The 24,227-nt window shown below is 35.7% G+C and carries 18 protein-coding genes, 1 pseudogene and 1 other annotated feature (1 of these 20 cut by a window edge); of the genes and pseudogenes, 13 read left to right on the forward strand and 6 right to left on the reverse strand.

The window, feature by feature from the left end:
* The first annotated feature begins 863 nt into the window (after nucleotides 1-863).
* From ACTSKG_RS00475 to ACTSKG_RS00520, 10 genes are all read left to right on the forward strand, one after another.
* Complete coding sequence (locus tag ACTSKG_RS00475; RefSeq protein WP_464756210.1) at nucleotides 864-1,382, forward strand: DUF84 family protein; 519 nt, start codon at nucleotides 864-866, stop codon at nucleotides 1,380-1,382.
* Between the two features lie 66 nt (nucleotides 1,383-1,448).
* Entirely contained in the window at nucleotides 1,449-1,958 is a 510-nt protein-coding gene (locus ACTSKG_RS00480) for a hypothetical protein (protein ID WP_464756211.1), read from the forward strand.
* A gap of 13 nt (nucleotides 1,959-1,971) precedes the next feature.
* The gene (locus ACTSKG_RS00485) at nucleotides 1,972-2,283 is read left to right on the forward strand and encodes a thioredoxin family protein (RefSeq protein ID WP_464756212.1); all 312 of its coding nucleotides are present in this window, start codon (nucleotides 1,972-1,974) and stop codon (nucleotides 2,281-2,283) included.
* A 212-nt stretch (nucleotides 2,284-2,495) separates the two neighbouring features.
* Nucleotides 2,496-3,311 carry a DUF1444 family protein gene (locus ACTSKG_RS00490; protein ID WP_464756213.1) on the forward strand — a complete coding sequence of 272 codons (816 nt, stop codon included), beginning with the start codon at nucleotides 2,496-2,498 and terminating at the stop codon, nucleotides 3,309-3,311.
* Complete coding sequence (gene ytpR / locus ACTSKG_RS00495; protein WP_464756214.1) at nucleotides 3,308-3,913, forward strand: YtpR family tRNA-binding protein; 606 nt, start codon at nucleotides 3,308-3,310, stop codon at nucleotides 3,911-3,913. Before ACTSKG_RS00490 ends, ytpR begins: the two co-directional genes overlap by 4 nt.
* Before the next feature lie 217 nt (nucleotides 3,914-4,130).
* The gene (locus ACTSKG_RS00500) at nucleotides 4,131-6,323 is read left to right on the forward strand and encodes a DNA translocase FtsK (protein ID WP_464756215.1); all 2,193 of its coding nucleotides are present in this window, start codon (nucleotides 4,131-4,133) and stop codon (nucleotides 6,321-6,323) included.
* Nucleotides 6,324-6,448: 125 nt separating this feature from the next.
* Nucleotides 6,449-7,747 carry a UDP-N-acetylmuramate--L-alanine ligase gene (murC, locus tag ACTSKG_RS00505; RefSeq protein ID WP_464756216.1) on the forward strand — a complete coding sequence of 433 codons (1,299 nt, stop codon included), beginning with the start codon at nucleotides 6,449-6,451 and terminating at the stop codon, nucleotides 7,745-7,747.
* A gap of 202 nt (nucleotides 7,748-7,949) precedes the next feature.
* Complete coding sequence (locus ACTSKG_RS00510; RefSeq protein WP_464756218.1) at nucleotides 7,950-8,405, forward strand: DUF948 domain-containing protein; 456 nt, start codon at nucleotides 7,950-7,952, stop codon at nucleotides 8,403-8,405.
* A gap of 21 nt (nucleotides 8,406-8,426) precedes the next feature.
* A complete protein-coding gene (locus ACTSKG_RS00515; RefSeq protein WP_464756219.1) occupies nucleotides 8,427-9,020 on the forward strand; it encodes a YtxH domain-containing protein in 594 nt (197 codons plus the stop codon).
* A 671-nt stretch (nucleotides 9,021-9,691) separates the two neighbouring features.
* The gene (locus ACTSKG_RS00520) at nucleotides 9,692-10,453 is read left to right on the forward strand and encodes an SDR family oxidoreductase (protein ID WP_464756220.1); all 762 of its coding nucleotides are present in this window, start codon (nucleotides 9,692-9,694) and stop codon (nucleotides 10,451-10,453) included.
* A 730-nt stretch (nucleotides 10,454-11,183) separates the two neighbouring features.
* On the opposite strand, the pseudogene ACTSKG_RS00525 reads toward ACTSKG_RS00520, so the two are convergent.
* Nucleotides 11,184-11,405 (reverse strand): annotated as a pseudogene (locus ACTSKG_RS00525) (transposase); the annotation flags it as partial.
* 391 nt (nucleotides 11,406-11,796) lie between these two features.
* Entirely contained in the window at nucleotides 11,797-13,932 is a 2,136-nt protein-coding gene (locus ACTSKG_RS00530; RefSeq protein WP_464756221.1) for a cell division protein FtsA, read from the reverse strand.
* A gap of 169 nt (nucleotides 13,933-14,101) precedes the next feature.
* On the opposite strand from ACTSKG_RS00530, the gene ACTSKG_RS00535 reads away from it, so the two are divergent.
* Both ACTSKG_RS00535 and ccpA read left to right on the forward strand, forming a co-directional pair.
* Complete coding sequence (locus tag ACTSKG_RS00535) at nucleotides 14,102-15,187, forward strand: bifunctional 3-deoxy-7-phosphoheptulonate synthase/chorismate mutase (RefSeq protein WP_387585624.1); 1,086 nt, start codon at nucleotides 14,102-14,104, stop codon at nucleotides 15,185-15,187.
* A gap of 527 nt (nucleotides 15,188-15,714) precedes the next feature.
* On the forward strand, nucleotides 15,715-16,713 hold the full coding sequence (gene ccpA / locus ACTSKG_RS00540) for a catabolite control protein A (RefSeq protein WP_464756222.1): 999 nt from the start codon (nucleotides 15,715-15,717) through the stop codon (nucleotides 16,711-16,713).
* A gap of 21 nt (nucleotides 16,714-16,734) precedes the next feature.
* Here the strand turns inward: ccpA and ACTSKG_RS00545 are convergent, their stop codons facing one another.
* Genes ACTSKG_RS00545 through ACTSKG_RS00555 form a run of 3 tightly spaced genes read right to left on the reverse strand, consistent with a single transcriptional unit; the run spans nucleotide 16,735 to nucleotide 19,214 of the window.
* Nucleotides 16,735-17,937 (reverse strand): acetoin utilization protein AcuC, encoded by a 1,203-nt coding sequence (locus ACTSKG_RS00545; protein WP_464756223.1) that lies wholly within the window; start codon nucleotides 17,935-17,937, stop codon nucleotides 16,735-16,737.
* Nucleotides 17,907-18,554: an acetoin utilization AcuB family protein gene (locus tag ACTSKG_RS00550; RefSeq protein ID WP_464756224.1), complete on the reverse strand. Its 648-nt coding sequence runs from the start codon at nucleotides 18,552-18,554 to the stop codon at nucleotides 17,907-17,909. Before ACTSKG_RS00550 ends, ACTSKG_RS00545 begins: the two co-directional genes overlap by 31 nt.
* Before the next feature lie 27 nt (nucleotides 18,555-18,581).
* On the reverse strand, nucleotides 18,582-19,214 hold the full coding sequence (locus ACTSKG_RS00555) for a GNAT family N-acetyltransferase (protein ID WP_464756225.1): 633 nt from the start codon (nucleotides 19,212-19,214) through the stop codon (nucleotides 18,582-18,584).
* A gap of 174 nt (nucleotides 19,215-19,388) precedes the next feature.
* On the opposite strand from ACTSKG_RS00555, the gene acsA reads away from it, so the two are divergent.
* A complete protein-coding gene (acsA, locus tag ACTSKG_RS00560) occupies nucleotides 19,389-21,107 on the forward strand; it encodes an acetate--CoA ligase (RefSeq protein WP_464756226.1) in 1,719 nt (572 codons plus the stop codon).
* Between the two features lie 57 nt (nucleotides 21,108-21,164).
* On the opposite strand, the gene ACTSKG_RS00565 is transcribed toward acsA, so the two are convergent.
* Nucleotides 21,165-24,035 (reverse strand): transglycosylase domain-containing protein, encoded by a 2,871-nt coding sequence (locus tag ACTSKG_RS00565; RefSeq protein ID WP_464757934.1) that lies wholly within the window; start codon nucleotides 24,033-24,035, stop codon nucleotides 21,165-21,167.
* 100 nt (nucleotides 24,036-24,135) lie between these two features.
* Nucleotides 24,136-24,227 (forward strand) — a binding site (T-box leader) (it continues 104 nt past the right edge of the window).

A 24,227-nucleotide genomic window follows, 5' to 3' on the forward strand; every position in this document is an offset into this window, starting at 1 on the left:
GCTTTACTAAAATAAAGTATATGGAAAAACCAGTGTTCATAGTACTTGAATGAATAAAATAATACCGCGGATTTCCATTTCAGGTGGACGGGTTCCGCGGGGCGAGCGATTAGCCACCGCTAATTCGTTCGTTTGTGATGGCTAATCTGTCTCACTCATCCCGTAGGAGTCGTCCCCTTTCACTACAATCCATTATATGAGTAGTACCGTTAGTGGAAATTAGGCGGCATTCATATGCTACTCTCCTTGAAAGGATTTGGCGTCTTTTTGCACGATTTTCATACGGAATAATAGAGTATATAAATTTTTATACCATGAAAAGGTTGATTTCCGCTGCAGGCGGACGCTTTCCAGGGGGCAAGCATCAAGCCGCTTCGGGCCAACATGACGTTGGTCACAAAGGCGTTGCCACACGATGTGGCGCTCTTAGCCTTTGAACAATTGAGCGCTCAGTCCAGGGTCTTGATTTGCTTGCTAATCCCCTAGGAGTCGCCGCCTTCCGCTCCAATCAACAGTGCAAATAAGAAAGCCAATATGTTACGTAGAAATTATCAATGGGGCAAGTGGAACTGAAAAAATAGATAGCATTCATTATAAAGAAGCGCTGAGCGGACGAAATTGTATCTTCGTCCGCTTTTAAAAGAATAGGAAAGGACATATTCTCTCATTAAACAAAACTATTGCACCTTGTCACTACACATTTCAAGATGGCAACGGAAAAACATAAGCCACAAGATTACCGAAAAAAGAGTATTCGTTAATAGTGTAGCTAATGCTTCGTCCAAAGCACTCTAGAAATAGTGAAGACAAGGCGCATTTAAAAGACGCTTTCGCTTTTCTTACTAGAATAGGAGGAAAAATGTATGAAAATATTAATAGGAACCAATAATAGAGCTAAAACAAAAGCTGTTCACACTATATCTAGTTTATATTATCCAAATGCAGAGTTTGAAAATAAAGAAGTACCATCTCTTGTATCAAGCCAGCCAATGAGCGATGAAGAAACTAGACAAGGTGCTATTAATCGTGCTAAACAATTAATGATTAATACAGACGCATCTTTTGGAATTGGTTTAGAAGGTGGCGTAAATGAAATTGAAGATGTCATGTATATTTGTAATTGGGGCGCACTAGTAACAAAAGAAGGTAAAATCTTTACTGCAACAGGTGCAGGTGTACCTTTACCAAAAGAAATTGCAACTAAGTTGAAAGAGGGTTTTGAACTTGGACCGGTAATGGATGTCTATACAAATACAAATGATATCCGTCATGGGGAAGGCGCAATTGGCGTATTTACAAATGGTCTTGTAAAAAGAAGTGATATGTTTGAACATATTATGCTTTTACTTATCGGACAATACGAACTCTCCAAGAAATTCTAGTAGTTGCAAGTGGTGTAAATCATCGTTAAAATATATATCAGTTATGCTTTGAATGGAGGAAGGTAAATGACCCGAAAATGGATACGATTATGTGTCGTGTCGCTAGCTGTCATTTTATTGGTAGGCTGTTCTTCAATGGAAGAGCAGGCAGTAGACGGAATTGAAAATGCGAAAATCGTGTTTCAAGGAGATGCTGAAAAGCCAAATGAAAAAGTGGGCAACTTGAAAATCTTTTTGCCAAGTGGATTTACAATTGAAGAGTCGGACGAAACTAATATTATATTATCTAGAGGGAAAGATTCATACATATTATTTATCAATCCAAATGAGCTTTCTGAAAGTCAATTATATTATAATTTATTGATAGCTGATACTAAATTAAAAATAGTTGAAAAGAATACGTTTGAACAAAATGGACGATTTGGTTTTGCTGCAATTATCCAAAGTAGTGAAGAAAACTATGAACTAATCACGAGTATTGGTGGAATTAAACTTACAACTATTTCTAAACAACCTAATATTGCTTCAAATTTAGAGCAAATGATGAAAATTGTACGATCCATTTCAACTAACTAAAGGAGGAATATATATGGAGAATCTAATTTCTGTTGAACAATTCGACAAGCTAAAACAAGAAAATAAGGTAGTTTTTAAATTTACAGCAGATTGGTGTCCTGATTGTCATTTCATAGATCCTTTTATGGGAGAAGTGGAAGAAAAATTTTCAGATTTTCAATTTATTTCAGTTGATCGAGACAAATTTATTGATCTTTGTAGCCAATTAGAAATTTTCGGTATTCCTAGTTTTATTGTTTTTGATAAAGGGGAAGAAAAAGGGCGTTTCGTTAGTAAGGATCGTAAAACAAAAGAAGAAATTGAGACCTTCTTGGAAACAATCTGATCTTAACTAGACTTAAACTCCCTGCTTTATATTATTTTGGCTCGTCATACTTGAGAAAAATAGCTAATTCATATATAAAGAAAGTAGCAAAGCATCCGAGTTTGTTTTTTCGGATGTTTTTAAATGGGGAGGAATGGTTTAGAAGCATTCCGATACATTCTTTAAAGTAATGCAGACCATATTTTTTGCGACGAGAAAAAGGAGGGTGAAGAATGCAAGCTCAAGAACTAATACGTGTATTAAAAACAAAACTTTCGGAAGATACATTTGCATATGACTATAATCGAGAAACGAATAAACTTCGACTTACACATAAAACGATAAATAAAGGAATTGATATTTTTGTTCCTCCGATTTTAGCGAAATATGAAATCAAAAAAGAACAAGCTATAGAAGAAGTAGTATATACTATTCACCAAACCTTCCAAGCAATGGAAAAGGAAATTGCAGGAGACATTAATCCTTCCTCATCGGTTTATCCAGTTATACGTTCTACCTCATTCCCTAAAAATTCGAATGAAGGAAATCGTTTCATCATAAAAGACCATACAGCTGAAACAAGAATTTACTATGCAATAGATTTGGGTAAAACATATCGTTTACTTGATGAAAAAATGTTAGAGAGTTGGGGAATACGTGAAACTGAAATTCGAGAAAGAGCTCTTTTTCAAGTTCGAAATTTAGTAAATAACTATAAAAAAGATGAAGTAGCAGGTAATATTTTTTATTTTTTCAACAATAACGATGGTTATGATGCAAGCAGAATTCTCAATGAATCATTATTAAAAGACATGAAGAAGATAATTATTGGAGATATGACTATTTCAGTACCCCATCAAGATGTTATGATAATTGGTGATATTAGAAATGAAACAGGATACGATGTTCTTGCTCAAATGACAATGCATTTCTTTACAGTTGGAACAGTTCCGATCACATCTTTATCATTTGTATATGAAAATGGAGATTTAGAGCCGATATTTATTCTGGCGAAAAATCGAGTAGCGAAGGAGAAAGAAGAAAAATGAATGTTTTTTACAACCGAGATGGAGTTGGAGATGTATTATTACTGCAATTAACTCCAGAAAAGATTGAAAAAGTAGTTACGGAAACAAAAGGTGATGTCACACTTATTAAAGATGCAAAATCCGAAGAAGTTGTAGCGATCAATATTTTTGGATTTAGTAAATATGCCGAAATTCAAGCTAAAGGAAACGTAGATTTAACTGAGGATTTGGTAGATAAAGTAGAACAAGCTCTAATTTCTAATAATGTAGAATATAAATTAGTTGTAGATTTTTCTCCAAAGTTTGTTGTAGGTTACGTGGAATCTTTAGAACAACATCCCAACGCGGACAAGCTAAAAGTTTGCCAAGTAAATGTTGGTGAAAATACATTACAAATCGTTTGCGGGGCACCTAACGTTGAAGCAGGCCAAAAAGTTGTGGTAGCAAAGGTTGGGGCAGTAATGCCTTCAGGAATGATTATTAAAGATGCGGAGCTACGCGGTGTTGCATCAAGCGGTATGCTGTGTTCTGCTAGAGAATTAGCACTACCGAATGCACCCGAAGTTAAAGGGATACTAATTTTGGAAGATCAATTAGAAATAGGTAGCTCATTTTTAAAATAATGAAAGAAAGCATGCCAAATTGGTATGCTTTTTTTTTTACATTTCTAGGGTAAAAGTGTAATGGATGTTTAGTCCGAAGTACTAATGAAATGGTAAAGATTAAGATGATATTAAAGAATGCCTAGGCTTTTCTTATGTTTTTATAGATTAGTAAAGACGATATCTGCTATTACTGTTAAAATAAAAAGTATCGTATCTATTAGAAAGAGTGATGAATTTGAAATGGTTTAAAAAATTATTTGCAATAAATGATGAAAATAGAGAGGAACAAGTTGTAGAAGAAGAACGAGATGAAGAACTGGTAACAAGTACAAACTCGAGAACTCCTTTTCGTTTTCCATTAATACCGGATGAAGAAAAAAATGAAAATATATATAGTGAGCCAAAAATAGAAAAAAATATAGGACAAGCAATAAAAGATAACCAATTAAGAGATGAGCAACCCTATAAACCTCTCCATACACAGGAGTTGTGGCAAAAAAGAAAGCAGCAGCCAATTGTACATCGTGCGCCAAAGAAAGAAATAGTTGAAGCACCTGTGAAAGAAATACGAAAAAAAGCATTTACTCCAACTCAGGTGCCTTCACCTGTTTTTGGATTTTCAAGAATACAAGAAAATATAATGGAAGAAACAGTTGAAAGTAAAGTGACAGAAAATGAAATTGAACAAGCCTTTAAGGAATTAGCAATTACTGTATTACCAAAACAAGAAGTAGAAAAAGTAACACCTATTGGTACAGTAACTATTGAGGAAAGAGAATTGCAATCTCAGCATACTGATGGACAAGCACAAAACAGTCCTATAGAACCAGTGTCAGAAGAAAAACCAAATTTACCTAAAGAAAATATAAGACCGTTTAATGTATTAATGCTTAAATCAGATAAAGAAAAAATGAATAAACTAGTAAAAGAGATACCGGTCTACCAGCCGGAGATAAAACCGGACGTGTCCAAAATTACATTGCCGGAACCGGAATCAAAAGCAGAACATAGCTACTTGGAGTATACAAGACCAGATATTAACTATTTACTTCCACCAGAAATGAAAAATGAAGATAAAGAATGGATGGAAGATCAAGCATTAACTCTTGTGGAAGCATTATCTCATTTCCAAGTAACTGGTGAAATTATTCAGAAGGTTCAAGGTCCAGCAGTAACACAATTCGAATTAACGGTAGGGCATGGAACAAAAGTAAGCAAGATTCGTAATTTAGCAGATGATTTGAAGCTTGCTCTTGCTGCAAAAGACATTCGAATTCAGGCACCAATACCAGGTAAAAGCTCTATTGGTATTGAAATTCCAAATCGTAAGTCAAGAGCAGTTCGTTTATCTGAAGTAATTAATACGAATGTTTTTCTAGAATCGGACTCTCCTCTCGAGGCTGCATTAGGGCTTGATCTTACAGGTAAACCAGTTACTCTTGATTTACGAAAAATGCCACATGGATTAATAGCAGGTGCGACAGGTTCCGGGAAATCTGTATTTATTAATTCACTACTTGTCAGTCTAATATATAAAGCCAGTCCTGATGAGGTAAAACTGTTATTGATCGATCCAAAAATGGTGGAACTAGCCCCATTTAATCATATTCCTCATCTTGTAAGTCCGGTTATTACAGATGTGAAAGCTGCAACTGCCGCTTTAAAATGGGCAGTAGAAGAGATGGAGCGACGCTATCAACTATTTGCACATATTGGCGTAAGAGATATTAATCGATACAATACCCTTGCAACGGAAAAGCGACAATTTGCACAAAAACTTCCGTATATTGTTATCGTAATTGATGAACTTGCGGATTTGATGATGATGGCACCCACGGAAGTAGAAGATGCTATTTGTCGAATTGCACAAAAGGCAAGAGCTTGCGGCATACATTTAGTATTAGCAACACAACGTCCATCTGTCGATGTTATAACCGGGCTTATAAAAGCAAATATTCCTACAAGAATTGCTTTTTCAGTTTCTTCACAAATTGATTCTAGAACTATTCTAGATCAACAAGGAGCAGAAAGATTGTTAGGCAAAGGCGATATGCTTTACCAAGGAAATGGCATGTCAAGTCCAGTTCGTATTCAAGGAACATATGTATCGGATGAAGAAATTGAGAATATCATCGACTTTGCAAGATCCCAAGGAACACCAGAGTATATGTTTGAACAGGAAGAATTGCTACAAAAGGCTGAGAATGTGACAGAACAAGATGAATTATTTGAAGAAGCATGTCGTTTTATTGTAGAGCAGGGTTCGGCTTCCACTTCTTTATTACAACGGAAATTTCATCTAGGGTATAACCGAGCTGCGAGGCTAATAGATGCTATGTATGAAAATGGATATATTACAGAACAAAAGGGAAGTAAAGCTAGAGAAGTGCTACTTACTGACGATAATCTCGAACAAATTTTTAGTTAATATAGTTTATTAATATTAAGGATTAAATAATGATATAATTGGGAATACGTCTACTAAGGCGGAATAATCTATTTATTATTTGAATATGCATATAAATGGGGATAATCCCAGGAGGTTTACAAAGTATGACAAAGTATCATTTTACAGGCATTAAAGGGTCTGGAATGAGCCCGTTGGCACAGATATTACATGATGTTGGTAACGAGGTACAAGGATCTGATATTGAAAAATATTTTTTCACAGAGAAACCATTACATGAACGTAATATAAATGTATTATTATTCGATGAAGCCAATATTCAAGAAGGAATGACCATTATAGCAGGTAATGCATTCCCAGATAGCCATCCAGAGCTAGTTCGGGCGAAGGAACTTGGTTTGACAATTATTCGATATCATGAATTTTTAGGTAATTATATGAGTCAGTTTACTTCAGTGGCTGTTACTGGAGCACATGGCAAAACATCAACAACAGGATTGCTTTCTCATGTTTTAAGTGGGTACAAACCCACCTCGTTTTTAATTGGAGATGGCACGGGGAAAGGCATGAAGGATGCTGAAAATTTTGTGTTTGAAGCATGTGAATATCGTCGGCATTTTTTAGCTTATAATCCAGACTATGCTATTATGACAAATATCGATTTTGATCATCCAGATTATTTTCATGATATTGAAGATGTGTTTAACGCTTTCCAATCGATGGCTATGCAAGTGAAGAAGGGAATTATTGCTTGCGGTGATGATCCATATTTACAAAAAATTAAAGCACCAGTACCTGTTCTTTATTACGGTTTTGGTGAGCAAAATGACTTTGCTGCAAGGAACTTGGAAAAAACAACGGAGGGTACTTCTTTTGATGTTTTCGTACGCAATGAATTTTACTACCGTTTCTCTATTCCTTTGTTCGGTGATCATGCAGTTCTAAATTCATTGGCTGTAATTTCTCTATGTCATTATGAAGATGTTCCTGCAAATATTATTCAAATGGGTTTAGAAACTTTTGAAGGTGTTAAAAGACGTTTTACTGAATCGGTAATCGGAGATCGTATGATAATTGATGATTATGCTCATCATCCTACAGAGATTAAGGCTACGATTCAATCTGCAAGACAAAAATATCCAAATAGAAAGATTATTTCTATTTTTCAACCTCATACTTTTACGAGAACACAAAAATTTCTTAGTGAATTTGGCGAGAGTTTGAGTCTCTCAGATCAGGTATTCTTATGTGATATTTTTGGGTCAGCGCGAGAAAATGCAGGTGACCTAACTATTCAAACATTAGCTGATATTATTGACGGAAGTCAAATATTAACAGAAGAAAATGTAAATCAATTGCTCAACTATGACAATGCAGTCTTTTTATTTATGGGAGCAGGAGATGTTCAAAAATACCAACAAGCATTTGAAGAGAAGCTTGTTTAAAACTTGTTTCTAGACAGAAACTGATTAAAGAATGTATAATTACTTATCTGATTAAATAAAAAAAGCTTAATCCAAATTTGGATTAAGCTTTTTTATTTAAAGAATATTTGAAAGAAACGTAGTATAGTATTATATAGAAAGAAGTTTAATTTTACTCATTAAAGGGTAAAAATGTTGTATAACAACTGAAGGAGGATTCACAATGGAAAATCTCTTATACATAGCTGCTATTGTAGCCGCAATTGCATTTTTAGTACTTTGTATAAGCCTGGCAGTTACTTTATTTTCTGTGAAAAAGACATTGAATAATGTTGCAAACACGCTGGAAGGGCTAGATACAAATTTACAAAATGTTACGAAAGAAACTGCGGAACTTCTTCATAAAACAAATGAATTAGCAGAAGATATTCAAAAGAAATCAGAGAAGTTGAACACAGTAGTGGATGCAGTAAAAAATGTAGGAACTTCTGTTACTGGATTAAATTATTCTATACAACGAATTACTTCTTCTGTATCATCGGAAGTCGAAAAAAACGAAGAGAAGATTGCACAAGTTATTCAATGGAGCAATGTTCTTCTTGGCGTTCGAGACAAGTGGAAAGAACGTAAATCTCTAGAAGAAGCAGAATACTACACATACGATTCGAAAAAAAAATAATAAATTATTGGAGGAAATAAAATGAGCAATTATAATCACAATAAACCAAATTATAATGATTCAAAACACAATAATGAATATTATGAAAATCAGTCATCGTATAACCAGCAAATGCAGGGAACGTATTCTCCACAGTCTTACAAAAACGAAAGTAGAGACAATATATACCGTGATGACGAGGTAACTGGTAAAGATTTTATCTTTGGAGTGCTTTTAGGTGGTATTATTGGTGCGGCTACTGCATTATTATTAGCACCAAAGACTGGCACGGAGTTAAGAGAAAATATCACAACTCAAGCTGGGCAATTAAAGGATAAAACAAAGGATTTATCTTCTACTGCTATGGAGAAGACCACTCAATTGTCTAAACAAATTCAAGAGCAATCAGGACAGCTAGTAGAGAAAGTAAAATCTATTAAGGGTATGCCAACTTCTCCTCAAGATGATGGAACTGCATCATCAGAAGGGGAAGAGCCTATGGATTATATGGAAACTATTTCTCATACTACAGAAGAGGTAACTGCAGACGAAAAGGAAAAGGACGAAGATGATGATACAACATCAGTTGCCGAAGCCATAAAAGATGCTGTAGTAGATAACAAATCAAATAACTAGCAGTAAAAGTGATAGTCCCTTTAGTCTAACAACGACAAAGGGGCTATTATTTTGTATTTGGAATACCGCGGTTTTCCGTTTCAGGGGAACGGGTTCCACGGGTGAGAGATTAGCCACCACCGACGCTACGCTTTCGTTGTGATGGCTATAGTTACTTTTGTTAACTGGTGAATTCTTTTGACAGTATTATTCTTTTTGATTTTAATCTTTAGTATCTTTCTTATTAAACTCCCATGAAAATTAAAAACTCCCTTAAATCAGTAAAATGGCATTATAAAAGAGACTCAGAAAAAGCTTTTATAAAATAGGCTGAGCCTTCAGAATGATTATATTGAGTTAATAGGTAAATCAAGATACACCTCCACTCTTCCTAATAAAGGCTAGGCTGGTGCAATCAACAAAAAGGAATAATATACCATAAGTGCTATCCTTATAGTGCGCGACAGTCTGTGATGCACCGAGATCGTTGGAGTCAGACTAACGGATGAGCTCTATGGCACCATAGTGTATCGACCTCGCCAGCTATAGAAACCGTATAGACAGGGGTATCGAATTTCATGCTCTGTGGTGAAGCACTACATGGATGGCTCACGAAGCGGTTTAGTTGAATAAAGTCAATAACCTGTGAATATTACTATTTAAGGAGAATTTAAAGATAAAGGAGGATGTAATTGAAGATATTGGTGACAGGTTCAACAGGACTACTAGGTTCAGCTTTACTTAATCAACTAACAAGTCCTGAATATAAAGTCAAAATAACTTCGAGAAGTAAACCTGAAAATACAGGGCCATTCGAGTGGGTTTATAGTGACCTATTATCCGGTGAAGGTATAGAAGAAGCGGTAAAAGGAGTAGATGTAATTATTCACGCAGCAACAAGTCCCGTTAAAAATTCAAAAATCGTTGAGGTTTCAGGTTTTAAAGAGTTTTTAAGAAAGATACAACATATTAAACATTTTATTTATCCTTCAATTGTCGGCATAAATGAAATACCATTGAAATATTATAAGCAAAAATATGAAGCAGAAGATTTGTTAAAGAATAGCTCTATTCCTTATACAATTGTACGTGCAACTCAGTTCCACAACTTTGTTGAAAATTTATTTTTATCCAAACCACTCTTTAAAAGATATGTTGTCCCTGGAAATATTAAATTTCAAAGTGTCGATGTAAGTGAATTTGCCAAACATTTAATTGGTTTAGTTGATAAAGGTCCTCAAGGAAGAACTGATGATTTTGGAGGACCAGACATAATATCATTAAGGGAAATGGCTGAACTGAAAATTAAGATTAATAATGAGACAAATAAAGTGCTAAGCTTTTCTTTACCAGGGGAACTTTACAAATCATTCTTGGATGGTAAAAACACCAATGATAATCAAAGAATGGGGAAAATCACATTTGTGGACTATTTAAGAAATAAGATGGATTGAGTCATTGTAATGAGAGCAATTTTCACTCCCTTTGAACATTAACAATTAGATTAACGAAGTCTTAATAAAGAGATCGTTGATCAAATAAAGATTAATGCTTTTATTGTGGGTTTCAAGAACTTGGCTTAGAACATATAGGTGCAGTCGTTTTGTTGAAGATAAAGCTTCGAATCAATTATAATAAAACTAGGTTTTACACAAGAAGGTACTCTGAAAAATTATATGTATCTAAATGATTTACCATCCGATACTAATAATCATTCTTTGTTAAAGTAGCCGTTCAAAATTTAACTATTTGAGTTAAGTGCATAAATAGCATTAAATTATTAAAACATGAACAATGGTTATTTTATTGATTGGAGCGACAGGTGGTGACTCCAGACGGAGGCCAACAGGATGTTGGTCACGAAGGCGTTGCCACACGATGTGGCGCTCTTAGCCTTCGTTCCTCGGAGACAGATGAGTCATCGCAAACGACGCGAATGCGGCGGTGATGGCTCATCGCTCACCCCGCGGAAAGCGGAAATCTTGCTGATGTATTAAGAGAATATTATACATGTTTTTATAATCCACTTAAATACTGTTCGTGTTTCATGCTCTAACTTTGAGTTATGAAATTGATACAATTATTATTCAATAATTAAACTAAGAATGGATATTTTTCATATGGTTTTTTTCAACTGAGGAGCAGAGACAGTTAAAGTCTTAAAATTGAATAAAATAAGTGTGTTGCAAGAAAATGTATATTCATTAGTAATAAATATTTGAACATATGAATTGGCGGGATAGTATTGCGACCATTATCTAGGAAATATTTTGTTTTTAGTTCTTCGAGAAAGAAAGAAAAATCTACTAATTCAATGATTTGGCGAAGCATATTATCTTTTGGCATAACGATATCGTATATCGCCGCATATGGGCTGAGATTGATTGTTTCTTGATTGGAGATCATTATGGATACCATCTACCTACTTTGATACTCTTATTATAAAACAAAAAGCGTTCCAAATTTCGATTGAATCGAGATATGGGACGCTTAAATTTATGTTAGATGTAATGGTTGATTTTGAATCATTTACTTGATTGGAGTGGAAGGCGGCGACTCCAGCGGGAAAAGCGGGTCCAGGTGAGACCCCACAGGAGCCAACAAAAGAACGAAGGCTAAGAACGCCACCTCGTGTGGCAGCGCCTTCGTGACCAACATCGTGTTGGCCTGAGGAGGCTCACGGACCGCCCGCGGAAAGCGTCCGCCTGTAACGGAAATCAAAAGTAACAGAGTCAATTTAAAAGATTGGACTTGTTCAGTATCCTCTTAAGTTACGTGCATGTCACTTGCTCTATGCTTAATTAAAAACGATCTCTAAATGGTCTCCACCGAAAATTTCTTCATCAAAACCTGATGCTTGACCATTTTTCAAAATTTGAAAAGAACCTTTAGTGTCAGGCAATGACCAATCCGAAAAACGAAAAACGTCTTGAAAAATCCAAGAAGAAGTATTTACATCTTGCCATTGAAGTATCGATCCATTTGGCACTTTATCTTTAGGAGCTATAATGATTTCTCCATTTGAAACATTGGAACACTCTTTATATAGTTCTACCTCTTCATTTTGAAAAATAACTTTAATTCTATCTACTAGCTTTCTATCTAATTGATCGGCAATTTGTTGCAGGGATGGTATGTTTGCCATTTTAATTTCTAAAATATCATTGTCTTGAACGGGGTATTGAAGTTTCACTGGAATTTCATTTAACAATAAAGATGAAGTGAACTCTGGAATAAAGTGACTTTTTTCATTTATCATTATAGTAAATGGTTTTAATAGGGATAGATAGTTCTCTTTATGAATAGCAAGTAATATTTGTTCTACTGTTTGCGGAGTTTCCACTGTAATTTTATCTCTCTCTTTTAAAGTGGTATCGAGTGACATTTTTTGATCGTTAATCGTTACAATTGGTTCTATTGAATACATCACTTCTTGACATGTTATGGTTTTAACTGATGCGTCATCAAGTAGATCTCTAACCGTTGCTTCCGCGTCTTTTCCGTCACGACCTTCTAACAGTTCAATTTTATCGTTACTTTTAATAATTGTTTTTGTATTTGCTTCTTGTCCATTTAGTTTAATAATAGCTGGTTTCCCATGTTCCCCAGGAATATATATGTCTCGTCCATTCACTTGAACAGCAAGAGCAGCGCCTGGTTTTCCGTAGAGTCTTCTTGCTGATATGTTGGCAGCTAAAAGTGCGTCACCTACAGTCATTTCTTTCAATTCAAATAATCGGACGATTTGGTTGTTTACTTCTACTGACATATATTGAATTGGTGCTCGCTTTGCAGCAATGGCAATTCCAATAGGTGTAACAAGTTCGGGTGTAACTGGAATATGCTCCTCTTTTGTTAAATTTTGAATAGCATCAATCCCACGAACAGCTACTCGGTTTGGAGGAAGCTCTAATTTTTCTGCAAGAATAGAAGTAAGAGATGGAGTCAAACTTCCGCCTCCAACAAGCATGACTGCCTTAGTTGGTTTGTTATTATTCAGACGCAGAATTTCATTTGAAATAGAAGTAGCTAATTCAGCAGTAGCTGGTTTAATAACTTCAATGACTTCATCTTTTGGTATATTTTGATCGAAGCCTAAAATATCTTGAATACGTATAAAATCATTTTTGTTAATAGCACGCTTTGCTTCTTCTGCTAAAGGAAAGTCCAGTAAATAGTGATCGCTTAATGCTTCTGTTATTTCGTCTCCAGCATTTGGAACCATACCATATGCAACAACTGTACCGTGATCTGTTATTGCAATATCTGACGTTCCTGCGCCTATATCAACAAGAGCGACATTTAGTCGCCGCATAGAAGTAGGTATTAAAACATTAATAGCGGCAATTGGTTCTAAAGTCAAAGCTTCCATTTCTAAATTTGCTCTCTTTAAAGCGGATAATAAAGATTCTACAACAACTCGCGGTAAGAAAGTTGCTATTACTTCGATAGAAGCCACTGATCCTTGTTGATCAACTAAGCTTCCAATTTCTTCACCATCAAGTCGATAGTATAATACACTATATCCAACACAATAATAATGACTAGATTGTTTTTCGACATCTTTTTGTACTAAATTTGTTTGAGCTTTTTGAACTGCAGATAGTTCTAGGCGACTTACGTCTTCTTCCGAAAATATTGGCCGGTTTTTAATATCCATTTGAATAGAGGCTTGTTCTGTTTTTAAAGCACGTCCAGCAGCAGCAACGCTAACTTTCTCTAAAGGTCCGTGTTTTATTTCTAATTGTGTTTTAATGGATATAATAGCTTCGGCTACTTTTAAAACATTATGTATTTGACCATCAACCATTGCTCGTTCTTTATGTTCCTCAACTAATATGTCGACAACGTGAAACGATTGATCACGTTCTTCTAAGATGATACCAACTACAGATCTTGTTCCAATATCAAGCGCAAATAACTTGGATGACAAATTCTCACGTCCCTTTTCTAATTATCAAATGCTTTAGCGAGTTGAAGCGTTAAAATAAAATACGTGACATTCATGTTTGCATTGATTATAATATGACTTATATCTAAAAATGTATCATAATCTTCAGTTGATATAAAGTATCGTTGGAGAGAAGAGAGGAGAAATATCTATGAGTCAAGTAGATTTAGAAGGATTACGCGCACGTGTAGATGAAATCAATGTAGAAATATTACAGTTGATTAATGAAAGAGCTGGAGTTGTTCAAGAAATTGGAAGAGTAAAAGAAAAACAAGGTGTTAATAGATATGATCCTCTTCGCGAAAGAAATATGCTAGATCACTTAAAAGAGAACAATGATGGTCCGCTTCCGCAGTCCACAGTAGAGCATATTTTCAAAGAAATTTTCAAAACTGCTTTAGAACTGCAAGTAGATGATCAGAAGAAAGCACTTCTTGTTTCTCGGAAAAAGAAATCAGCGGATACTATTGTAGAAATCAATGGCGAAAAAATTGGTACCGGTACACCTTCTTTTGTATTTGGTCCATGTGCCGTTGAATCTTATACTCAAGTTGCAGAGGTTGCTGCGGCAATTCAAGGAAAAGGATTAAAACTTATAAGAGGTGGGGCTTATAAACCACGTACATCTCCTTATGATTTCCAAGGCCTTGGACTAGAAGGATTAAAAATATTAAAACAAATTTCACAAGAGTATGGCTTAGCGGTAGTATCTGAAATCGTTACACCTGGCCATTTAGATGAAGCGCTTGATTATGTCGATGTTGTTCAAGTTGGCGCTCGTAATATGCAAAACTTTGAATTATTAAAAGCAGTAGGTTCCATCAATAAACCAGTATTATTAAAACGTGGTATTGCTGCAACTTTAGATGAATTTATACATGCTGCGGAATATATTATGTCACAAGGTAATGATCAAATTATTTTATGTGAACGAGGTATACGTACGTATGAAAGAGCCACAAGAAATACATTGGATATTTCGGCAGTGCCAATATTGAAACAAGAGACACATTTACCTGTATTTGTTGACGTTACGCATTCTACTGGCCGTAGAGATATTCTATTACCTGCTGCTAAAGCTGCAATTGCTATTGGAGCAGATGGAGTAATGGCGGAAGTTCATCCTGATCCAGCAGTTGCTTTATCTGATGCAGCTCAACAAATGAATTTAAAACAATTCGACGAATTCTATGATTCGTTACAAAAATTCATGAAGACGCATGAAGTACATGCATAAATAAAAAATGGATAGATTTGAATAGATTTGCAATTGCTTGTTTAGACGAAGAAGAACTCCGTTTAACGTAAGGATACTTAATAGTATCTACTCGCTTTAATGCATGTAGGAAGTATTTATTTGCAAATTGAGTTAATTTCATAATAGCATTGATTGGAGCGACAGGCGGCGACTCCAGACGGAGGCCGACAGGATGTTAGTCACGAAGGCGTTGCCACACGATGTGGCGCTCTTAGCCTTCGTTCCTCGGAGACAGATGAGCCACCACAAACGACGCGAATGCGGCGGTGATGACTCATCGCTCACCCCGCGGAACGCGTCCGCCGATAGCGGAAATCGTGCTGATTCAATTATTAAAATTACACTTTTTAGTGCCCTCATTTATCACCAGGGGTAATGCGCGAAAATAGACAAAGAAAAGCCACAAAACCGACTCTTCTTCTAGGGTCGGTTTTACTATATAATTGAAAATCATAGAGTACATAATATATAGTATATATATTGATAGTAGTGAGGAGGGTTATCCGTTGACAATTACAATATATGATGTAGCAAGGGAAGCAAATGTATCGATGGCAACCGTTTCGCGTGTAGTAAATGGAAACCAAAATGTAAAACCTGCAACTCGTCAAAAAGTATTAGCAGTAATAGAACGACTGGATTATAGACCTAATGCAGTTGCAAGAGGATTAGCCAGCAAAAAGACTAAAACAGTTGGAGTAATTATTCCAGATATTTCGAATGTATTTTATGCAGAGCTTGTTAGAGGTATAGAAGATATTGCAACTATGTACAGATACAATATTATTTTAACGAACTCCGATCAACAAGAAGATAAAGAAGTTCAACTACTTTCAACTTTATTTAGTAAGCAAGTAGATGGAGTTGTCATGATGAGTGATCAAGTAACAAAAGATATGTCTAGAGAGATGGAGAGATCACAAGTACCGATTGTGTTAGCTGGTACAATTGAGACTTCTAACTCTTTTCCTTCTGTTAATATCGAATATCAAGAAGCGGCTGTTGATGCAGTTAATCGCTTACTTCAAAATGGACATAAACGTATCGCATTTGTTTCGGGATCGATGTCCTCGACAATAAATCAATTGTTCAAGTTATCAGGCTATAAGAAGGCTTTAGAGGCAGCTAATATAGAAATTGACCCAGAGTTAATAGTCGGAATTGATAATACGTATGATGACGGGCTTCTAGCTTGGAGAAAGCTAAGTGAGTTGAAAAGTCCCCCAACGGCATTTTTTGCTGGAAATGATGAAATAGCCATTGGTTTAATCCATGGCGCTCAAGATAATGGATTAAAAGTTCCTGAAGATATCGAAGTCATTAGTTTTGAAAACTCCAAACTTGCTCGAATGGTAAGACCTGAATTAACGAGTGTCGTACTGCCTTTATATGATATTGGAGCAGTATCGATGAGATTGTTGACAAAGTTTATGAACAAAGAAAAGATAGATGAACAAACGGTAATTCTTCCCTATCGGATAGAGGAAAGGGATTCCGTTAAATGATAAAACGACCAGTAGCTACGGTTACTGGTCGTTTTTGTAAGCTTTTTGTTGGCGAAGTAAGTGTAACGATTTATTAAGCATTTGTTTGTTTTTCTCCGTAATTTCTGCTTTTCGGGGGATTGGTTCATATAGTGGTTTTGGGTCCATCCAAGTAGGGATAAAAGGGATAGGTGCCTCTTTAGACCAACGATCTAGCCAAACTTTCGGTAAATCACCTTTAGGAATCTTTATGTCATTCATTTCCATCCAAAGTAAGGACCAAGCGCGAGGTACTACCCTCCAAATATCATATCCACCACCGCCTACAGCAATCCATTTTCCATCACAATATTTATGCGCCAGTTCATGCGCCAGTTTCGGGATTTCTTGATATAAGTTCATTGTTCCATATAAATGCGTTAATGGATCGAAATAATGTGCATCTGTACCATTTTGACTTAAGATGACATCTGGTTTAAAAGCCTCTATTATCTCTCTAAATGCCGTACGATAAATTTCTAGGAATGAATCATCTTCTGTGAAAGCATCCATTGGAAAGTTAAAGGATGTACCATAGCCTTCCCCAGTTCCTCTTTCAGTAATATTACCTGTACCTGGAAAGAGATATCTTCCTGTCTCATGAAGTGAGATAGTACAAACGTTGGGGTCGTCGTAAAAGCTCCATTGGACACCATCTCCGTGATGAGCATCTGTGTCTATGTATAGAACGCGTGCATTGTAATTTCGTTGCATATATTTAATTGCTACTGAACTATCATTGTAAACACAGAAACCTGAGGCTCTACCTTTAAAACCATGATGAAGACCACCACCTAAATTAAGTGCATGAGACGATTTTCCTTCCATGACATAGTCAACTGCAGTTAGAGTTCCTCCTACAAGACTAGCGCTTGCTTCATGCATATGTGGGAAAATCGGAGTATCTTCAGTACCAATTCCATAGCTTTCATATTTATTAGTTTCAATAGTTTCTAAACTTGCTTTTTTTACAATTTCAATATAGTTGGGATCATGTGCTAAGCATAATTCCTCGTCCGTTGCGGTCCTAGGTGCTACTACATCCGATGATTGTAAAGCGTTCATTTCTTTTAACAGGTCCAATGTTAATGTTAACCGTTTTTGATTAAAAGGATGTGTATCCGAAAATTTATACCCTAACTGATCTTCTGAAAAGATAAACACTGCATTTTTATTCATATATTTATTCCCGGATGATTTGGCCATAAAACTTCGTAACCCTCTGCTCGTATAGCTTCTATTAGTTTGAGAGGATTCATCGTTTTTACACGCAATACTAATATCTTGTAATCGCTTCGAACTTTATCGGGATACACAAGAACGCTTAATACGTTCATTTTCTGTTCATAGAAAACTTTAGATACTTCAAACAATACTCCGGGTTGGTTTGGAACACGAACTTCGATTTGAGATCCAGGTTGATGCACTCCAGTTAGTTCAATAAATTTATATAGAAGGTCAGATTCCGTAATCATACCTACTAGTTTACCTTGGCTAACAATGGGCAAACAACCAATACGATTATCATAAAAAATATTGGCTGTTTCTTCCACGAAATCTAATGGATGACCTGTTATTGGATTTTTAGTCATTATTAGTCCTAATGGGCGTTCATAAATTTCTGGATTTTTAATGTTTAGTAGAGAAGAGGGGGTTGCTTCTTTTAAATCTCTATCCGTCACTACTCCAACAACTTCACGTTGCTCATTGATAATTGGTAAGTGGCGTATTTTTTTTTCTTTTAATAGTAGTAATGCATCATTAATTGTATGGGAAGGTGTTAATGTAGGTACAGAAGTATTCATAATTTCTTCTACAATCATTGAAATGACCTCCTTTTCTCTTTGTTATTAATACATGTATCGATTCATAAAGCGTAACTGATCAAACTGTTGAATGGACTCAACATCTACTCTACTACCTATTTTAGCCATGAGACAATTTGCAGGATGGGAACTAATCTCAGGGTCATCTGTTGCAAAGTATTCTAATCCACCAGCCTGCATCATTTTCTCCATTACCTTTCGATATTCCCATACATTTAAACCCGTTCCTTTTAAATCCCAATGCCAATAGTATTCAGTTGTGATTGTTATATAATCTTCCATCGTATCATCCATCATAGATACTCGTAAAAGAGTTTTCCCTACTCCAGTTCCACGAAATTTTGGAATAACTTCAATGGCTCCAAGTTCGATTAAATTTTCCATCTTCCCTTCTGACCAACGTTCTAGCGGATCGGGATGTAGAAATGTACAATATCCTACGATAGTTTGTTGATCACGTACAATTATAATTCTTCCTTCAGGCAGTTTGGCTATATTAACTATGGCTTTATGTTGTTGAGCTGGAGCTCGAAAAGCAATTAAATCGTCATGGAAATCTAAATTAGTTAATACCTCCCAATGAATGGGCCCTTCGACAATAACGGTGCCATGTTTTGTCTGTAATTCCACCACATTATACATTTTATTGTGTATCACAAATTCACCACCTATAAAAATAAATCCAGTTATAACCATTATACATGATATTTTATGAATGAATGCTATTTCCAACACAAATGTAATGAAACATTCTAAAAAGTAAAAAGATTAGCAAAAATGTAAAAAAGTATTGTAGAATAAAAGAGTATATTTATCGAAAGGGTGAAGAGGATGAAAATTGAAATATTGCCAGTGGTACAAGGTGACTATCAATTAAAGGACTATGATGGAACTGTAAAAAGTTTTCAATGGGAAGATACGGAGAAGAGTTTTTCTTGGTATGAGACTGGAAAAGTCAATATGGCCTTTGAAGCTATAGATAGACATGCAGAGTCTTTTAGAAAAGATAAAATTGCCCTGTACTACCAAGATGCTGATAGGAAAGAATCTTATACATTCTTTGACATGAAAAAGATGAGCAATAAAGCAGCAAATGCTTTTAAACAAAACTCGAGTCTTGCAAAAGGAGATCGTCTTTTTATCTTTATGCCTAGGTCGCCAGAATTATATTTTGCACTTCTTGGTGCAGTTAAAATGGGCGTTATTGTAGGACCACTTTTTGAGGCATTTATGGAAGGTGCTGTTTATGACCGCTTACTAGATAGTGAGGCGAAAGCCATTGTTACAACTCCTGAATTACTTAATAGAATCCCTTTAGATAAATTACCGAATTTAGAAACAGTTTTCTTAGTTGGGGAAAATATTGAGGAATCTGATAAATTTATAGATTTAAATAAATCACTAGAACAAGCATCTGAATCTTTTGACATAGAATGGGTCGATAAAGAAGATGGACTAATCTTACATTACACATCTGGTTCAACTGGGAAACCGAAAGGCATTTTACATGTGCATTATGCTATGGTTCAACAATACCAATCGATGAAATGGGTAATGGATATTAGAGATGAAGATATCTATTGGTGTACAGCAGATCCAGGATGGGTTACCGGCACCTCTTATGGAATATTTGGTCCATGGCTTGCAGGAACGACTTCCCTTGTACTAGGCGGTCGATTTTCACCTGATGCATGGTACAATGCGATTGATGAGTACCGTGTAACAGTTTGGTATAGTGCTCCAACTGCATTCCGAATGTTAATGGGGGCAGGGGATGCGATTGTTAAAAAACATGATTTATCTTCGTTACGTCATATTTTATCAGTTGGTGAACCACTAAATCCGGAAGTGATTAAATGGGGAATGCATGTTTTTAATAAAAGAATTCATGATACTTGGTGGATGACTGAAACAGGAGCACAAATGATCTGTAACTATGCTTGCTTACCGATTAAACCTGGTTCAATGGGTAAACCTTTGCCTGGATTAGAAGCAGCGATAATTGATAACCAAGGAAATGTAGTTCCTCCATTCACCATGGGTAATTTAGCGATTAAAAAAGGTTGGCCAGCAATGATGCGTCAAATTTGGAATAACAAAGAAAAATACGAATCTACTTTTATGAACGATGAATGGTATTTCTCCGGGGACTCTGCTTATATGGATGATGAAGGATATTATTGGTTCCAAGGAAGAGTAGATGATGTTATCATGACTTCTGGGGAACGAGTTGGTCCTTTTGAAGTAGAAAGCAAGCTACTAGAACATCCTGCAATTTTAGAAGCTGGTGTAATCGGTAAACCCGATCCTGTCCGAGGAGAAATTATTAAAGCATTCGTAGCTTTGAATGAAGGATATGAACCTTCTGAGGAACTAATTACAGATATTCAGCAATTTGTTAAAAAAGGGCTTGCAGCTCATGCAGCTCCTAGGGAAATAGAATTTAAAGATAAATTACCAAAAACCCGCAGCGGAAAAATTATGAGACGAGTATTAAAAGCCTGGGAATTAAAATTACCGACAGGGGACTTGTCAACGATGGAAGACTAACAAAAAGCCACAGCGACCTGGAAATCAGGAAGCTGTGGCTTTTTATTTCTAAAAATGTTAATCATCACCGGTTTCATCTTCATTTTCTGGAGGAGTTGTTTTATCTCCTTCACCGGAATTAGTTGGTGGGATAATTATTTCAGTTGGTGGCTCAGGTTTTTTATCTTCTATTGAAACAATATTAGAAGCTCCGGATTGTAATCCTGTAATATCTACTGCCACAACGATATATTGACCTGTACCGTTAATGTGATAACTATTTGTTTCAGCTTCTAATTTAGTAGCAACTAGTATTCTTTCACCATTTACTACTTGGAATATTCGATATCCAACAACGTCAGAAGAATCCGAACTCGTCCATGTCAGTGTATTTCCACTTAAAGAAGCAGTAACAGCTGAAGGAGGACTACCATCTGCTTTAAATACTTTTTCAGATACTACATTTCCGGAAAAAGTAGAGTTCTCAGGAAATAGTTTACTTGCATCGCCTCCAAATTTTCCAAGCATTCGGTTGATAAAATCTTCGTTCACTCCAAATCCACCTTTTACTACGAATTCACTTGGAGTAGAGTCTAAAGAGCGATATCTATTTCCATTAATAACAACATAAGATGATGATATTAAGCTATCATCTGGAGCAGTTGGAAGCATTACAGCTTCATTAAATAAGTCAGATTTGACTAAACCTGCTTGAGCACAGGCGTCAGAAGGTGCCAGTCCTGAAATCCCACAGAAAGATTTAGTAACAACTCCCTTTGGAACTGGGAACGGTTTTGGAGCATCTACTAACTCTGGGTTCACATCATACATGGCATTCATCATATTGGACCAAAGCATATTAACTCGAACGCTTGGATGATTATAACGATTATTCATGTAGAATAAGGATAATTGATTATCATCGTAACCAAGCCATACACCAAGAGAAATATTTGGATTATATCCAACAAGCCAGGAATCATTATGGTTTTGTGTTGTCCCAGTTTTAGCTGCAAAATCCGATTTAAATTTTAATCTGGAATTTGCAAGGGATGCTGTTCCACCTGAAAGTACATCTCGAAGCATATCCGTAATAATATAAGCAGTTGCAGGACTAAATACTTGAACTGGTTCAATTTCATGTTGATAGATGACATTCCCATGAACATCTTCAATTTTTTCGATCATATATGCATCGATAAATTGGCCATTATTTGCAAAGGTTCCAAATGCATTCGTATTTTCTTCTACAGTTGCTCCGTTATCCATCCCACCTATAGCCAAAGCATGATGTGCGTATTCAGTTTCCCCAATATGTTCAAAGCCCATTTTGAGCAAGAAGTCTGTTGGTTTTCTATCCATAATTAAATCATACAAACGAATAGTCGATAAGTTTTGAGATGTTTTTAATGCATCACGTGCAGAAATAATACCTCTTTCTTGATTTTTCGTATAATTCGATGGTGATTCTTTCCATGTTGTACTTCCTAAATTTTCTAGTTTCACATCGACAACAGGGCTTCCAGCTCCAATGACCCCATATTCAATTGCTGGGGCATATACTAGTAAAGGCTTAATTGTTGAACCGATTGGACGGACAGCTTGGGTTGCATGGTTAAACTGTTTCTGATTATAGTCCCGTCCACCTAGGAACGATAAAATTTTCCCTGTTCCGTTTTCAATCATCATACTTCCAACTTGGACTGGAAAATCTTGCATAATTAACTCGCCTGTGTCCGGATCTTTCACTTCTTTTGTATAAGTATGACCATAAGTGTCGAATTGATCTTTTACTTTAATCATCGCTTCATACATTTCTTTATTAATAGTTGTATGAATTCGGTAACCGCCAGTACTTACAGCACGCTTTGCAATAATATCATATTTTTCATAGAGCTTGGATTCATTTTTCAAGCGTTCTGGATCAATTCCATCTGCAGTTGCAAATTGTTCTCTTAGTATTTCTTTAACACGATTTTCAATTTCAAAAGTTAGCCAAGGGTACTTTTCTTCTGGCACAATCTCTGGTTGTCTAAAATCTTTCGTAATATCATAATTTTTTACAGAGTTGTATTCTTCTTCGTTGATATATCCAGTTTCTTTCATTCTGAATAAAACGGTCTTCATCCGTTCAATACCTGGTTGCAATGCTTTTCCTTCTTTTAAAACTCCTCCTTTTCTAAAAGGTGTATATGCGAATGGTGATTGCGGAATTCCAGCAATATATGCTGCTTGAGGTAGTGTTAAATCTTTCGCTTTTACGTTAAATATTCCGTTAGCTGCTGTCTCAATGCCTGCAATGTTTCTTCCGTTTGCATTTCGACCATAAGGAATAATGTTCAAGTAAGTTTCTAATATTTCATCTTTTGTCATAAAATGTTCTAGACGCATTGCTAAGAGAATTTCTTTTGCTTTTCGTTCATAGGATACTTCGTTTGTTAATATTTGGTTTTTAATTAATTGTTGCGTTAAAGTAGAACCACCTGTTTTTGTATCAGAGTTTGTAACATCTTGAAGCAATCCACGTATAATTGCTTTAGGAACTATCCCGTTATGTACTTCGAAGTATTCATCTTCTGTTGCTAAAACAGCATCCAAAACATATGGTGAAATGGAGGATAATTTAGTTTCAGTGCGCTCAAGATCCGTCCTCAGCTTACCGAGATATACATCTCCCGCAAAATAAACTTCAGAGGTTTCTTCATAGTTAAACACATCTTCTCTCATTTCTTCTTTACTACGTAATGGTTCCTCTTTTACTAACGAAGCAAAATAGCCAGCTCCAACTGATACAGCAAAGAAACCAAACGTAACACCTATAATTAAGAAAAGTAAGCATAAATTCCAAATAACGCCGGATGAAATACGTAGTCCTTTAGCCCATTTAGTTGATTGCCATTTATCCAATTTATCTTTGTGAAATTGGATTTTCTTTATCCATTTATCCATCATTAGCTCGACCCCCAAATCAAGAATTATTATACCATAACCGATTATCAATAGACGATAGATATTGACATACGTTTTATATTATGTAAAATAGGTATATATTTTAACGAAGAAAAGTCCGAAGTAGTTATTGTACATACTGTTTAGAGAGCTAACGGTTGGTGAAAGTTAGTCAGTGTATAGTAACGAATT

The organism is Psychrobacillus syltrankelensis (genome assembly GCF_055454035.1).